General features: G+C 62.1%; 13 protein-coding genes. 8 read left to right on the forward strand and 5 right to left on the reverse strand.

From position 1 onward, the window contains the following. Positions 1-125: 125 nt before the first annotated feature. The gene (locus I7X13_RS03280) at positions 126-2339 is read right to left on the reverse strand and encodes a M43 family zinc metalloprotease (protein ID WP_198074340.1); all 2214 of its coding nucleotides are present in this window, start codon (positions 2337-2339) and stop codon (positions 126-128) included. Positions 2340-2480: 141 nt separating this feature from the next. Beyond that, positions 2481-3143, reverse strand: coding sequence for a protein-L-isoaspartate(D-aspartate) O-methyltransferase (locus I7X13_RS03285; RefSeq protein ID WP_198074585.1), 663 nt, complete (start codon positions 3141-3143; stop codon positions 2481-2483). Positions 3144-3301: 158 nt separating this feature from the next. Between I7X13_RS03285 and I7X13_RS03290 the strand changes: the two genes are divergently transcribed. The 7 genes from I7X13_RS03290 (at position 3302) to I7X13_RS03320 (ending at position 10213) form a co-directional block, all read left to right on the forward strand. Continuing rightward, complete coding sequence (locus I7X13_RS03290) at positions 3302-4723, forward strand: sugar transferase (protein WP_233454644.1); 1422 nt, start codon at positions 3302-3304, stop codon at positions 4721-4723. Between the two features lie 280 nt (positions 4724-5003). Further along, positions 5004-6164: a tRNA 2-thiouridine(34) synthase MnmA gene (gene mnmA, locus I7X13_RS03295; RefSeq protein ID WP_198074341.1), complete on the forward strand. Its 1161-nt coding sequence runs from the start codon at positions 5004-5006 to the stop codon at positions 6162-6164. 30 nt (positions 6165-6194) lie between these two features. Next, a complete protein-coding gene (locus I7X13_RS03300; RefSeq protein WP_198074342.1) occupies positions 6195-7010 on the forward strand; it encodes a hypothetical protein in 816 nt (271 codons plus the stop codon). Positions 7011-7055: 45 nt separating this feature from the next. Further along, positions 7056-8747, forward strand: coding sequence for a S8 family serine peptidase (locus tag I7X13_RS03305; RefSeq protein ID WP_198074343.1), 1692 nt, complete (start codon positions 7056-7058; stop codon positions 8745-8747). 134 nt (positions 8748-8881) lie between these two features. Then, positions 8882-9214, forward strand: coding sequence for a hypothetical protein (locus tag I7X13_RS03310; RefSeq protein ID WP_198068341.1), 333 nt, complete (start codon positions 8882-8884; stop codon positions 9212-9214). A 144-nt stretch (positions 9215-9358) separates the two neighbouring features. Further along, the gene (locus tag I7X13_RS03315) at positions 9359-9949 is read left to right on the forward strand and encodes a riboflavin synthase (protein ID WP_198074344.1); all 591 of its coding nucleotides are present in this window, start codon (positions 9359-9361) and stop codon (positions 9947-9949) included. Between the two features lie 63 nt (positions 9950-10012). After that, positions 10013-10213, forward strand: coding sequence for a hypothetical protein (locus tag I7X13_RS03320; protein WP_198068343.1), 201 nt, complete (start codon positions 10013-10015; stop codon positions 10211-10213). 23 nt (positions 10214-10236) lie between these two features. Here the strand turns inward: I7X13_RS03320 and I7X13_RS03325 are convergent, their stop codons facing one another. From I7X13_RS03325 to hemF, 3 genes are read right to left on the reverse strand one after another with little or no spacing between them, the layout of a single operon-like run. Then, complete coding sequence (locus I7X13_RS03325) at positions 10237-10851, reverse strand: flavodoxin family protein (protein ID WP_198074345.1); 615 nt, start codon at positions 10849-10851, stop codon at positions 10237-10239. Positions 10852-10863: 12 nt separating this feature from the next. Then, positions 10864-11442 carry a phosphatase PAP2 family protein gene (locus I7X13_RS03330; RefSeq protein WP_198074346.1) on the reverse strand — a complete coding sequence of 193 codons (579 nt, stop codon included), beginning with the start codon at positions 11440-11442 and terminating at the stop codon, positions 10864-10866. Next, positions 11435-12352: an oxygen-dependent coproporphyrinogen oxidase gene (gene hemF, locus I7X13_RS03335; RefSeq protein WP_198074347.1), complete on the reverse strand. Its 918-nt coding sequence runs from the start codon at positions 12350-12352 to the stop codon at positions 11435-11437. The genes I7X13_RS03330 and hemF overlap by 8 nt, the downstream gene beginning before the upstream one ends. 170 nt (positions 12353-12522) lie before the next feature. Between hemF and I7X13_RS03340 the strand changes: the two genes are divergently transcribed. Then, positions 12523-14715 (forward strand): alpha-ketoacid dehydrogenase subunit alpha/beta, encoded by a 2193-nt coding sequence (locus tag I7X13_RS03340; protein WP_198074348.1) that lies wholly within the window; start codon positions 12523-12525, stop codon positions 14713-14715. Positions 14716-14780 lie beyond the last annotated feature (65 nt).

Consider the following 14780-nt stretch of genomic DNA (forward strand, 5'->3'; position numbering starts at 1 on the left):
AGAAGCGAGGAAAGAAAATGGCGGCTGGGGCCGCAAAAAGAATTTGCTCCAAACGCGGGGCTTTCAAATTTACCGAAAAAACCTTAATTCTGCGACGTCCCGGTGACGCAGCACCACCGCTGCCATCAGGGAATCACAACTTTGTTGGTCGAACGCGCATTGGCAGTTTGCAGTTCAACCAGATAAATACCGGAGGCCGGGCGAGCGGTGCCGGCCGGCACCAGGTGCAGCGTCTGGACGCCGGCCCGGCCGGCCGCCCGCGTGACGGCGCCTACCGGCCGGCCCAGCAGGTCGGTCAGTCGAAGCTCGACCGGGCCGGGGGCGGCTAGGCTAAATTCCACCACCGATTCTGCCGTGAGCGGGTTGGGATACACCCGGGCCGCCGTACTGCCGGCCCCCGAGCGCGTGGCCAGGAGCGGGGAGGCCCCCACGGCTAGCTTATCGAGGTAGATGTAGTTGCCGCCATTGCTCAGCATGGTCAGGCGCACCTGGAAGTGGTTGGTCAGGTAGCTGGCCGGAATGTCTACCCGCAGGCCTTTCCACTCCGAGGCAGCCAGGGGTGTGTAGCCGTAGGTGCGCAGCGTATCGCGGGTGTTGAGCGCAAGCGAGAAGAAGCTCCGCTGCGTGGCCCAGGTCAGGCCGCAGTCGTTGCTGAACTGCACGGCCAGCGACTCGTTGGCCTGGCCCGTGCGCAGGGCGTAGGCCCGGTCAAAAGTCACCGCCGGCTGGTCAGCCGCCGTCAGGCCGCTCAGGTTGATGTTGGGCGACGTGAGCATGGTTTGAGTGCCGGCCGTCAGCACCGAGCTGGGCACCAGCACGCAAGCGGTGCCGTCGCTCACGGCCAAGCCGCCGGGCGTGCTGGTCCGCCGAATCCACCGCGCCGCCGTGGTGGCGGCGTTCGAGGAACTGGTCCAGTTCCGCAGGTCGGGAGCCGTGAAATTGGCCGGGAAGCCGGGCGCTTCGAATGACTCGGCCACCGCGCCCACCAGTCCGGAATTGCCCCCGATTACCTGCACGAGGCCCGTGCGCGTAGCCGTGCCCGTGGCACCGCCGGCCGTCACGGTCAGCGTAGCATCAAAAAGGCCACCCGTGGGATACGTCACCGTGGGGTTGCGCAGGGTGGAAGTGCTCGGCACGCCGCCCGGAAACTGCCACGCGTAGGTGGCCGCCGTCAGGCTAGCATTGTAGGAGTAGTCGGTAAACGTCACCGTCGAACCGTCGCAGATAGTGGTGGCCGAAGCCTGAAACGCCACCACCGGGGCACAGTTGGGCGCCACATAGCCGTCGTTGGTGCCGGTAGCCACTAGGTTGGCGGCACTGGTGAGCACCTGCCGGCAGCCGAGCTGCAGCGAGGCCCGCATCACGGCGCGCTGGCCCAGGGTGAACATGCGCGTACAGCCCGAGTAGTCCATGTAGTTCTGCACGTTGGCCAGCGGGCCGCAGGCGTTGAAGTTGTAGAGCACCGTGCCGCCTCCGTAGGCCGCGCTACAGCTCAGCTGGCAGCCAATGGTGTTGGGCGTGTCGGCAATGCCGTCGTCGATACTGCAATTGCTGGCCAGGCCCGGCGTGTTGCTGCCGCCCCAGGTGTGGGGCAGGCCAAAGTAATGGCCGATTTCGTGGGTGAGGGAGCGCACCGCCAGGTTGCTGCCGCCCGAGGTGCCAATGCTGCCAAACTGCGCGTTCCGAATCACAATGCCATCGGCGGTGCCGCCCGAGCAGGGCAGGTAGGCGTAGCCGCCGGCTCCATTGGCGCTGGTGCATACCCAGATGTTGAGGTACTTGTCCTGCGGCCACACAATCAGGCTTTTCACCCGGTCGTCGCCAATGTTAGTATCGGTCGAATACGTGCGGGTGATGCCGGTGGTGCAGTTGCCGTTGGGGTCCTTTTTGGCCAGGCGAAACCGGAAGCCGATGTTAGCATACAACGACTGGAAGGCCGGAATCACGTCGGCCGTGTCGCGGTTGGTTTTGCTGTAGTCTTCGTTGATAACCCGCAGGGCATCATTTACCTGCGCATCCGAAATGTTGTTGCTGCCGCCGGTGTGAATGATGTGTACCACAATGGGGACCGTCACGTCCGGAGCCGCCAGCAGGCGGGCCTGGGTGGCGGCGGGCATCCGGACCACATTCTGGAGGAAGGCGCGGTAGGCAGTTGCTGCGCCCGGCTGCCGGGCAAAAGCTGCCTGCTGGGCACTGTCGAAAGCACAGCGGTAGCCGGTTTGGTGTTCGGGGTATTTCCGCACCACGCCTTCCGGCGTTTGGGCCGTGGCCACGAGGCCGCCCAGAGCAAAGGCCGCGCTGAGCAGCCCGCCCTTCAAATGGCGTAACATTTTCATCATAAGCAGCGAAAACGGGTGGAAAAAGCTGGAGAGAAAAGGGGATGGAAAAATAAAACTGCCCGGCCCTGCATCTGGGGGAAGCAGGCGGGGTAATTGCAGGCAAATTACACCGGATAAATGGGGAAAGAATGAAGCGGAATATTACGAGCGCCACCCCCCGACCCCGAGCAGCGGTACAAACCGGAAATCCTCAAATTCTTCGCGCACAAAGGCCTCGGCACCTTCGCGGGTCACGCGCACCATGCGCTGGGTCTGGCTGCCACCCACGGGTATCACCAGGCGGCCGCCCACGCGCAGCTGGCGCAGCAGGGCAGGGGGCAGCCCCGGTGCCCCGGCCGTGACCAGAATGGCATCAAAAGGGGCACGGTCGGGCAGGCCCACCGAGCCGTCGCCGCAGTACAGTCCGGCCCCGCCAGCCCCCAGCGACGCCAGCAATTGCCGTGTCCTAGTAAACAGCACCTCGTTGAACTCGATGCTGTCGACGTGGGGCGTGAGCTGGAGCAACACGGCGCATTGGTAGCCCGAGCCGGTGCCTACCTCCAGCACCCGGTCGGTGGGCTTCAGGTTGAGCAGCTGGGTCTGATATGCCACGGTGTAGGGCTGCGAAATCGTCTGGCCCTCGCCGATAGGAAACGCCTTGTCCTGGTAGGCGTGAGCTTCGAAAGCGGGCGCAAAAAAGAGGTGGCGTGGCACGGTGGCAATGGCCTGCAGCACCCGCTCGTCGTGAATGCCGCGACGCCGCAGCTCGCGGGCCAGCGCCCGCCGCTGCCCCTGATGGCGATAAGTATCCTGAAGCGGTGAGATAATAAAACGTTAAAAAGTAATGAATAAAAGCCGAACCCAAGGACTTGGGGGCATTGGCCGCCCCCAACAGAAGCTGCCGGACAACTACCGGCCTTCCCTACCTTTGTCCGGATTGGTACTTCTCCACAGGCCGCGAAAATACTACCCCACCCGCCGTTTTGCAGTTAATTCGTCGATTTCAATATATCAAGCTAGTTGCCGCCGACTTTGGCGCGGCGCTGGTTGCCTGGATGTGTTTCTACCTCGTGCGCAAATACTTGCTCAACGAGCTGACCGGCTACCACTTCACCGAAGGCGTGCTGTTCGACCTCACCGGGTCGGCCGTGTTTATTGCCATCTTCTGGACGGTGCTCTACGCGCTGGTGGGCGAGTACCGAGACATTTACCGCAAGTCGCGCCTGGGCGAAATCCTGCGGCTGGCGCGCGTGGCCATGCTGGGCGCGGTGGTCATTTTCTTTACCCTGCTGCTCGACGACCAGGGCGTGGTGAATTACCGGGCTTATTACAAGACCTTTACCGCGTACTATCTGCTGCATTTCTTCATTACGGCCATCCTGCGCACCGTGGCCGTGAGCAGTGTGCAGCGCCAGATTCGCAAGCAGCAGATTTTCTTTCCCACGCTGCTGGTTGGGTCCAATGCGTTGGCCCTGAATACCTTTCATGAGCTCTCGCGCACCAGCCGGCACCTAGGCCTGCGCCTGGTAGGCTTCGCGCCGGTGGGCGACACCATCGACCCCGCCCTGGCCGCCGAGCTGCCCGCCCGAGGCTCCTACCAGCGCCTGCCGGCCCTGGTGCGGGCCCTCAAAATCGAGCAGGTCGTCATCGCCATCGAGCCCAGCGAGCACCTGCTTATTCAGGACATACTAGCCCTGCTGGAAGGCACGCCGGCCCGCGTCAGCATCCTGCCCGACCTTTACCAGATGCTGCTGGGCTCCGTGAAGGTCAACCACTTATTCGGCACTCCGCTCATCGAAATCAAGCAGGACCTGCTGCCCGTGTGGCAGGTGATGCTCAAGCGGATTATCGACGTGGTGGGCTCGGCGCTGTTCTTGCTGCTGGCCTCGTGGGTCTACGCCTTCACGGCCGTGATGGTGAAATTGTCGTCGCCCGGGCCGGTGTTTTACCGGCAGGAGCGCATCGGGCGCGACGGTCACCCGTTTCGCATCATCAAGTTCCGCTCGATGTTCACCGATGCCGAGAAGATGGGCCCGGCCCTGAGCTCCGACCACGACCCGCGCATCACCAAGTGGGGCCGCTTCATGCGCAAGGTGCGGCTCGATGAGCTGCCCCAGTTCTGGAACGTGCTGAAGGGCGACATGAGCATTGTGGGCCCGCGCCCGGAGCGCCAGTTTTTCATCGACCAGATTGTGAAAATCGCGCCCCACTACCGCCACCTGCACCGCGTGCGGCCGGGCCTTACTTCGCTGGGCCAGGTGAAATACGGCTATGCTGAAACCGTAGCCCAGATGGTAGAACGGCTCAAATTCGACATTCTCTACATCGAAAATATGAGCCTGGCGATGGACTTCCGCGTGTTGCTATACACGCTCAAGATTATTGTGGAAGGACGGGGGAAGTAAGTGCCTGCGGCTGTCATTGCGAGGGCGAAGCCCGTGGCAATCCGTCCTCTCAAAACCAGACCTGTTCTTTACCAGAAAGCCTCGGCACTGCGCAGTACCGGGGTTTCTTACTTGAACTGGTCACATTAGAAGGTTGGTCGCTGAGAATAAGATGGATTGCTTCGCTGCGCTCGCAATGACAGGCGAGGCCTCACGATAACAGGCTTCCTCGCAATGACCGGCGTACCTTTGCAGGTGCCGGCCGGAACCATTAAAGCTCCGGGTGAATTGCACCACTAATATGAATACCGAAGTAAAAGGAAGAGTCCTCGTCGCCATGAGCGGCGGAATTGATAGCAGCGTGGCCGCCGTGCTGCTGCACGAACAAGGCTACGAAGTGGTCGGGATGACCATGAAAACCTGGGACTACGCCAGCGCCGGCGGTTCCAAAAAGGAAACCGGCTGCTGCTCGCTCGATAGCATCAACGACGCCCGCGACATTGCCGTGACGCTTGGTTTCCCGCATTATATCATTGATATCCGCGACGAGTTTGGCGACTTCGTAATCGACAACTTCACCGACGAATACCTCGCTGGCCGCACGCCCAACCCCTGCGTGCTCTGCAACACCCACATCAAGTGGGATGCCTTGCTGCGTCGCGCCGACCAGCTTGGCTGCCAGTACATTGCCACGGGCCACTATGCCAATATCCGCAAGGATGAGGAAACCGGCCGCTTCGTGGTGAGCAAAGGACTCGACGAAAACAAAGACCAAAGCTATGCCCTCTGGGGCGTGAGCCAGGAGAGCCTGAGCCGCACGCTGTTTCCGCTGGGCGGCATGCGCAAAACCGAAATTTATGACGAAGCCCGCCGGCGCGGCTTCACCGAACTGGTGAACAAGCCCGAGAGCTACGAAATCTGCTTTATCCCCGACAATGACTACAGGGGCTTCCTGCGCCGCCGCGTGCCGGGCCTGGAGGCGCGCGTAGCTGGCGGCAACTTCGTGACCAAAAACGGCCGTGTTATCGGCAAGCACGAGGGCTACCCGTTCTACACCATCGGGCAGCGCAAAGGGCTGGGCGTGGCGCTGGGCTACCCCGCCTTTGTGCTCGAAATCCGGCCCGATACCAACGAAGTGGTACTCGGCAACTACGACGAGCTGGCCAGCACGGCCACCGTGGTGGGCAAGCTGAACATGGGCAAACTGGCCAACCTAACGGGCTTGGGCCTGGTGCCGGCCGTAGTGAAAGTGCGCTACAACCACGACGGCTCGCCGGCGTTTCTGGAAGAAGTGGACGGCAAAATCCGCGTTTATTTCGAAGAGCCCGTACACGCCATCACGCCCGGCCAGGCTGCCGTGTTCTACGACGGCCAGGACGTGCTGGGCGGCGGTTGGATTGAGCGCCACGTAATCGGCGAAATTCCCTTACCTTTTGCCGCTCCGGCCACGGCTGGTCACTAATTCCTTTCCACAACCCGCTGCTCACTATCCATGCATCAACTGTTTTCTTTCTGGAATTTGCCGGCAGCTACCCGCCGGGCCGGCCTGGTTTTGGCAGCGGGCGCATTAGCCCTTAGCGCTGTCGGCTGCAAAGAAAACACCGTGGAAATCCTGCCCGATGCAGGCTTGGGCTATTACCCGGTGGCCGTCGGTAATTACTGGATTTACGCCGTGGCCGATACTACCTGGAGCCCGGCCAGCGGCCAGGGCTCCCAGGTAACGCCCAGCGTAGCTACGGTAAATGCCTTTCAGTTCCGGGAAACCATTGCCAGTACCTTCACCGATGCGGCCGGTAAAACGTCTTACCGGCTGGTGCGCTCCAAACGCCTGTCGCCCACGGCGGCCTGGGTCGATGACAGCGTGTTTATCCTGAGTCCGTCGGCGCAGTCGGTCATTCTTAACCGCAACAACCTTCGCACACTGGAATTGATTTTTCCGGTGCGCGAAGGCCGCTTGTGGAATTTCAATGCCTACAGTAACAACTCCGAAGACACCGTGACAGCCGAAACCCGGCGCTACCGCCATGTGGGGGAGCCGTTCAGCACCACCGTAAGCGGCACTACGACAGCCTACCCGGCCACCGTGACCACCACCAACGAAGGCACGGCGCAGGCCGATGACGCGTATTATGTGAACACCTATCAGCAGGTATTTGCAAAGGGTGTGGGGCCGGTTTTTCGGCGTAAGCGGCGCTTTTCCAATTACTACTACATAAGCTCCGGTGGGGGCAATGTCGTTTTCGTGCCCAAGTCGTACACCTTTGGCTATTCGCGCCGCGAAACCCTGATTGAATACAAAGTAAATTAGGCTGCCTGCCGCTGATTTTATTACCCTCGCTGTCCACCGCAACTTATGGTGCCTTCTACGTTTAAATGGGTGAGCCTGGGCATGGTAGCCTGCGCGCTGAATGCTTTGGCAGTCGTTCCGGCCAAGGCGCAGGGTACCGTCCGCCGCCATCTGGTGTATTTCCGGGATAAGGCCGGTACGCCGTTTTCGGTGGCGCAGCCGCAGGCTTTTTTGTCGGCCCGGTCATTGGCCCGGCGCAGCCGGCAGGGCATCGCCGTGCTGCCCCGCGACCTGCCCGTGAACCCCGCCTACGTGGCCCAGATTCGGGCCGTGAGTGGTGCGCCGCAAGTGCTATACACGTCCCGCTGGTTCAATGCGGCCGTGGTTTCCTGCGATTCCCTTACCCTGGGCCGCATCATGGCCCTGCCCAAGGTGAGCCGCGCCAGCACCCTCAACCGGAGCGCCCGCGTGCCGGGGCCCTTCACCGCACCCACGCAGCTGCCCGAACCCTCCGCGCAGAATCCGGCGGCTACCCGCGCCCAGTACGGCCCGGCCTACCGCCAAAACCAGCAGATTGGTGCGCTGGCCATGCACGATGCCGGTTTCCGGGGCGACGGCATGCAGATAGCCGTGTTCGACGCGGGCTTTCCCGGGGCCGACCAGATTTCGGCCTTGCAGCCCCTCTTTCTGGAACAGCGCCTGGCCAGCACCCGCAACTTCGTGGATGGCGGCACCAGCGTGTACGGCCGCAGCGACCACGGCACCAACTGCCTGTCCACCATGGCCGCTAACCAGCCGGGGTTTTTCGTTGGCACCGCGCCCAAGGCCACGTTCCACCTGTGCATCACGGAGGACGTGTATTCGGAGCACCCAATTGAAGAAGCCAACTGGCTGGCCGCCGCCGAATACGCCGATTCGGTGGGCGTCGACGTTATCAGCTCGTCCTTAGGATATACCGATTTCGATGCGCCTTCGGTGTCCTACACCTATGCCGATATGACTGGCCGCAATGCCATCAGCTCGCGGGCGGCGACGATGGCTGCCCGCGTAGGCATGCTGGTGGTAAGTGCCGCCGGCAACGAAGGCAACCACGCCTGGCACTATATTTCGGCCCCCGCCGATGCCGATTCCATCATGACCGTTGGAGCCGTGGATTCATTGGGGAATCATGCGTTTTTCAGCTCCTATGGCCCCACGGCCGATGGCCGCATCAAGCCCACGCTGTCGGCCATGGGGCTGGCTACGGCCGTGATTTCGCCTAATGGCGGCGCTTTTCGGGGCAACGGCACCTCATTTGCCTGCCCCGTGCTGGCGGGTATGGCGGCCGGTTTCTGGCAGGCCAACCCCACGCTCACTGCGCAGCAAGTAATTGTGGCCCTACGCAGCACCGCCACGCAAGCGGCCAACCCCGATAATACGCTGGGTTACGGCATTCCCAATTTTGTGACTGCCTACAACGCCCTGCATCCGAACGCCCCGTTGGACACCGTTTCGCCGGCTGCAGCGGGGGCTTTGGGCTTGTACCCCAACCCAGCCGGTAGTGGCCCGCTCATGCTGGTAGTACCGGCGGTGCTGCGCGGCCAGGCGCTGCGCGTGCGCGTGCTGGATGTCCGGGGGGCGGTGGTGGCGCAGCGGCAGCTGCCGGCTACTACCGGCGAGGAAGTTCCGCTCCGTCTTGGGCCGCTGGCGAAGGGGACTTACGTATGCGAGGTAAGTGCGGGCAACACCCTGCGAACGGTAAAATTCGTGCAGCAATAAGCAGGTTTTCAGCCACTAAAAAAAGGTGCTTTACGGCACCTTTTTTTATGTATTTATTTTGAGGTATCAGCTTGTTTTTGAGGTCGATAATTCGTACTTTTAAAGTATCAATTAACCCCTTTCAGAGTAGTAAAATGTTGCAAATGATGACGACCAAGCGCATCGGGCGCCGCCAGTTTCACTTTACCGTGCAAGGCAATAACTTTCACGAAACGGTGGCCGAATACGAGCGTTTGAGCTTTGCCGATGTGGCCGCCTGTGGCATCTGCGGGTCCGATAACCTGGACCTGACCAGCCGCGTGGCCCAGGGCAAATTCAAATACACTTCGGTGCGTTGCCTGGATTGTCGGGCCGATGTGACCTTTGGCAAACGGGAGGACGACGACCAGACCGTCTTCTTGCGCAAGAAAGCCGGCGGCATGCCCGGCGAGCTTGACTGGCGGCCCTTCGAGAAGAGCGACAAATAACCTCCGTGCCGACTGCGCGGTTATCACCCCACCAACGGCACTCTGGCAGCAGGGTGCCGTTCTTTGTGTGCGCGAAGCGGCAGAACCGATTATTGGCCTGTTGCTTTCCACAAAATCTGACCAATCTGCTTAACTCCGCAATTCATGTTTACTGGAATTATTGAAGCCCTGGGTACCATCGTTGCCGTTGAAGACCAAGGCAGCAACCGTCATTTCACCGTGGCCTCGCCCTTTGCGGCCGAGCTGAAAATTGACCAGAGCGTGGCCCACGACGGCGTGTGCCTGACGGTGGTGGCTGTGGACGCGGCCGCCGGTACCCACGTCGTGACGGCCATTGATGAAACCATGCGCGTGACCAACCTGAGCCAGTGGCAGCCCGGCCGCCATGTGAACCTGGAGCGCTGCCTGGCTGCCAACGGCCGCTTTGATGGCCACATCGTGCAGGGCCACGTCGATGCCACGGCCACCTGCCTGAGCGTGACCGACCAGGACGGCTCCTGGCTGTTCCGCTTCGAGCACGAGGCTGGCCCCGGCCGCCTTACCGTGGAGAAAGGCTCCATCTGCGTGAATGGCACCAGCCTTACCTGCTTCGAAAGCACCGACACGGGCTTCACGGTGGCCATCATTCCCTACACCTACGAGCACACCAGCTTTCAGCAATTGAAGGCCGGCGAAACGGTGAACCTGGAGTTTGATATCGTGGGCAAGTACGTGGCGAAGCTGCTGGGCCGCTAGGCCGGCAACCCGGCTGGCAAGCGTGCGTAGGAAAGAGTATTTCCACGTAACTCCTTTGCCACCATGTCAAAACGTGAATTAAACGAACCCCATCCGGGCGATAAGCGCTACATTCGGCGCGGTGAGAACGGTGAGATTGAACAGTCTGTCGACTTGAACCGGTCGCTCTCGCAGGACGACCAGCACAACTCGAAAAAGACCAGCAAGCCCGGCCAGGGCGATAAAGGCGATGGCCATACCGGCAACCGCAAACCGGCTAAATAATAAACTCTAAAAAGCCCCGCTGTTTATTCAGCGGGGCTTTTTAGAATATCAACCTCTGGTGGGTTCGCCGCCAAAACCGCGTTGTTTGAGGCGGCAAAAAAAGACTTGGCCCGGAGCAGGGCCGGGGCATCGAGCTGAATATCGTTGGGGCGCGAACCCGTGCCGAAAAGGATGCCGCCCCAGCGCATTTGCAGGTAGTTGGCCGTTAGGGTCAGGGAGTCTTCAAGAGGCTGGGCTTCGGTACGCTCGCCGCTGCTAACCGTGATGGCCCACAGAGTCTTGCCCTTCATGTATTCGCGGAAATTAACGCCCGGGGTGCGTAGCCACGCGCTCCAATGGTCGAGGTAGAGCTTGGCGGGTGCGGGCAGGCTGTACCAGTAGAGCGGGGCCACCAGCACCAAATCGGTGGCGTGGAGGGTGGCTTCAAGCAGCAGTTGGGCGTTGCCGGCGGGTGGCTGGAAAGGGCCGCTGTGCCGCAGGTCGACAAAATCGGGAAGCGGATAGTCCAGCAAGTGCATCCACTTTTGTTCGGTGCCCGGTGGCAGCGGGTGCGCGGCGCAGTAGGCCAGCTGTTCGCTGTTGCCGAGGCGGCGGGTGCTGGATAATATGAATAGAAACCGCCGTTGTGACTGGCTCATAATATAAATAAGCTACGCCTGCTCGGGCCACCAATGGGGAGCCCAGCGCCGAAAAGCTACTGCTGCCAGCCAACCCATAAGGGCCCCCACCGCAGCCCCGCCCAGTACGTCGGTGGGGTAGTGAGCGCCAAGATACACGCGGCTGTAGGATAATAGCACAAACCAGGCGAATACCCCGATTTTGAGCCCGCGGAAACGACCCGGGGGCAGAATTATTGCCAAAAAAACTGTCAGCGCCATGGAATTGGCGGCGTGCGAGGATAGGAAGCCGAATTGCCCGCCGCAGCCATCAGGCAGGTGCAGCAAGTGGTCGAGCGAGGCATCGTGGCAGGGGCGGGGCCGCCCGAAAAATGGCTTGAACAGCCGGCTGGTAATGCTGTCGGCCAAGCCCACGGCAGCAATGACCAGCGGCAGTAGCAGGGCTGCCCGCCACCGGAAATGATATATCAGCCAGCCAACCAGGACGGCGTAGACCGGAAACCACACCAGACGGTTGGAGGCAAAAACCATCACCGCATCCAGCACAGGGCTGTGGGCGTGGTTGATGGCCAGCAGCAACTGCCGGTCAAGCTGTTGGATAGTCTCAAGCATCGGCCAACCAGTCTACGCCCTTGCGGAGCCAGGCCAGGGTGCGGGCCTCCGGGGTGCCGGGGGCGGGCGGGGCGGGGTTGTAGGCCCAGCCGGTGCGCGGGGGCAGGCTCATGAGGATGCTTTCGGTGCGGCCGCCGGTTTCGAGGCCGAAGCGGGTGCCGCGGTCGAAGGCCAGGTTGAATTCGGCGTAGCGGGCACGGCGCAGGCTTTGCCAGGCTTCTTCGCGCTCGGCGAAGGGCAGGGCGTGGTTTTCGGCCATGAGCTGGGTGTAGAACGGGCCGAATAGCTCGGCCACGTCGCGCATGAAGGCAAATAGTTCCTCGGCGGTGCCGTCCTGGCCCACGGTCAGTCTATCGAAAAAAATGCCGCCCACGCCGCGCGTCTCCTGGCGGTGCGGGAGGTAGAAATAGTCGTCGGCCCAGCGCGTAAACTTGGGGTAGTAGGCCGGGTTGTGGCGGTCGCACACGGCGCGCAGCTGCTCATGGAAGCGGCGGGCCTGTGCTTCGTCTACATAAATCGGGGTTAAATCGATGCCGCCGCCAAACCAAGCTTCGCCGTTGCCGGCCTCAAAATAGCGCACATTCATGTGGATGATGGGCACACGCGGGCTGCGCGGGTGCAGCACCACGCTCACGCCGGTGGCGTAGAAATGCGGGTCGGGCATGTGCAGCTGGCGGGCGGCGGCCTCGCTCATTTCGCCCCACACGGCTGAGAATCCCACGCCCCCTTTTTCCAGAATAGCGCCGTGCTCCAGCACTTTGGAGCGGCCACCGCCGCCGCCTTCGCGCTGCCAGGCATCGGTGTGGAAAGTGGCGGGGCCGCCGTCGGCGGTTTCGAGCTGCTGGCAGAGACGAAGCTGAAAATCAGCCAGCCAGGCTTCAATTTCGGGACGGATGGTGGGAGAGGGCATGCGGGGAGTTGGCAGTTAAAAGTTAGGAGTTAGGAGTTAGGGGTTAAGAGTGTGCATTTTATAGTCGGTGACGCACCACTCTTAACTCCCAACTTTTAACTCTTAACTCCCCAAAGATACGGACGAGGGCGCGGGACGTACTTTTGCAGTCTCACCCCGCCCAGCCCCCAATGTCCGATTTTGCTGCCCCCGCCGCTCCCGAAACTGCTGACTTTGCCAATCCCCGCGTAGCTGCTGCTGCGGCCGCGGCCGCTTCGGCCTTCACCGCGCCCGCCACCGCCGCGCCAGTGCCCGACGCCAACCTACTGCGCCGCACTTACCGCCTGATGCACACGGCCGCCGAAATGGCCACGCTCTACGAAGAGGAAAAGGCTACCGCCTCGCGCTACGTGCACGCCACCGCCCGCGGCCACGAGGCCGTGCAGCTGGCCGCCGCTTTCCTGCTGAATGGCAACGACTACGCCGCCCCTTACTACCGCGACGACGCTATGCTGCTGGGCCTGGGCCTGCGCCCGTATGAGCTGATGCTCCAGCTGCTGGCCAAAGCCGGCGACCCGTTCAGTGGCGGGCGTACCTACTACTCGCACCCCTCGCTGCGGAGGGCAGGCATCCCGATTATTCCGCACCAAAGCTCGGCCACAGGCATGCAGGCCATTCCGGCCACGGGCATGGCCCACGCCATCAGCTACTTCGAAAAGCAGGGGCTGGCCATCGAGTCGTTGAATAAGTCAGCGGGCTGGCTGGCCGAAAAGCCGCTAGTGCTGTGCTCCATCGGGGACGGGGCCATGACCGAGGGCGAGGTGGCCGAGGCCCTGCAAATGGCCATTCTGCACCAGTTGCCCATCGTGTACCTGGTGCAGGACAACGACTGGGGCATCTCGGCCACGGGCCGCGAAATGCGCGCCATGAATGCCTACGATTTTGCCGCCGGCTTCCCCGGCTTGCGCCGCATGCAGGTGGACGGGGCCGATTTTGAATCGTCGCACACCGGCCTGGCCGAGGCGTTTGCGCACGTGCGCGCCCGGCGCGGGCCGGTGCTGGTGCACGCCAAATGCCCGTTGCTGGGCCACCACACCAGCGGCGTGCGCCGCGAGTGGTACCGCTCCGACCTAGCCACCCACCAGGAGCAGGACCCTTTGCCGCGCCTGCACCAGCGCTTGCTGGCCCTGGGCATGCAAGAGGAGGAACTGGCCGCCTTGCAGGCCGAGGCCCGCGCCACCGTGCGCGCCGACTGGGCCGAGGCTTTGGCTGCGCCTAACCCTGACCCGGCCACCTTCGCCGACCACGAATTTGCCCCGCCCACCATCACCGAAGAAGCTGGCGAGCGCAGCCCCGCCGGGGCCGAAAAAGCCCTGATGGTGGACGCCGCCCTGCACGCCGTGGACGACATACTGCAGGAATTCCCCGAAGCCCTGTTTTACGGGCAGGACGTGGGCGGCGAGCTGGGCGGCGTGTTCCGCGAGGCGGCGCTGCTGGCCAAGAAGTACGGCGATGCACGGGTGTTTAACACGCCCATTCAGGAGGCCTACATCGTGGGCAGCACGGCGGGCATGGCGGCCGTTGGGGCGCGGCCCATCGTCGAAATTCAGTTTGCCGACTACATCTGGCCCGCACTGAACCAGCTGGTGGAGGAACTCAGTAAATCCTGCTATCTCACCATGGGCAAGTTCCCGATTCCGGCCCTCATCCGGGTGCCCATCGGGGCGTATGGCGGGGGCGGGCCTTATCATTCGGGTTCCATCGAAAGCACGCTGCTTACCATTCGGGGCATCAAGGTGGTGTATCCCAGCAACGCGGCTGATATGAAGGGCCTCATGCGCGCGGCCTTCCTCGACCCCAACCCGGTGGTGATGCTGGAGCACAAAGGCCTGTACTGGAGCAAGGTGGCCGGCACCGAAGAAGCCAAAACTGTGGAGCCGGCGGCGGGCTACGTTATTCCGCTGGGCGTAGCCGCCATTGCGCAGGCTGCCGATGCTGAAAAGCTACGCCAAGGAGAAACCGCCCTGGTCGTGACCTACGGCATGGGCGTGCACTGGGCCAAAGCTGCCAGCCGCGACTTCCCCGGCCAAATCGAAATCCTCGACCTGCGCACCCTCAACCCGATTGATTTTGATGCGGTGACGGCCGCTACCCGCCGCCATGGCAAGGTGCTCGTCCTCACCGAAGAGCCGCTGATGAACAGCTTTGCCGAAAGCCTAGCCGGACGCATTCAGCGGCATTGCTTCACGGCGTTGGATGCGCCGGTGTTCACCCTCGGCGCGGCCAACCTGCCGGCCATTGCCTTGAATGTGGAGCTGGAAAAGCAGATGCTGCCGAGCGCGGCTAAAGTTGCTGTGGTGCTGGGCGAGCTGCTGGGATATTAGCCTGCTGCCTCACACACAGCTGAAAAGCGGCGTGTAATAATTGCAAAAGCCTCTCCGGGAAACCG

This window comes from Hymenobacter negativus, assembly GCF_016056375.1.
Lineage (GTDB): Bacteria > Bacteroidota > Bacteroidia > Cytophagales > Hymenobacteraceae > Hymenobacter > Hymenobacter negativus_A.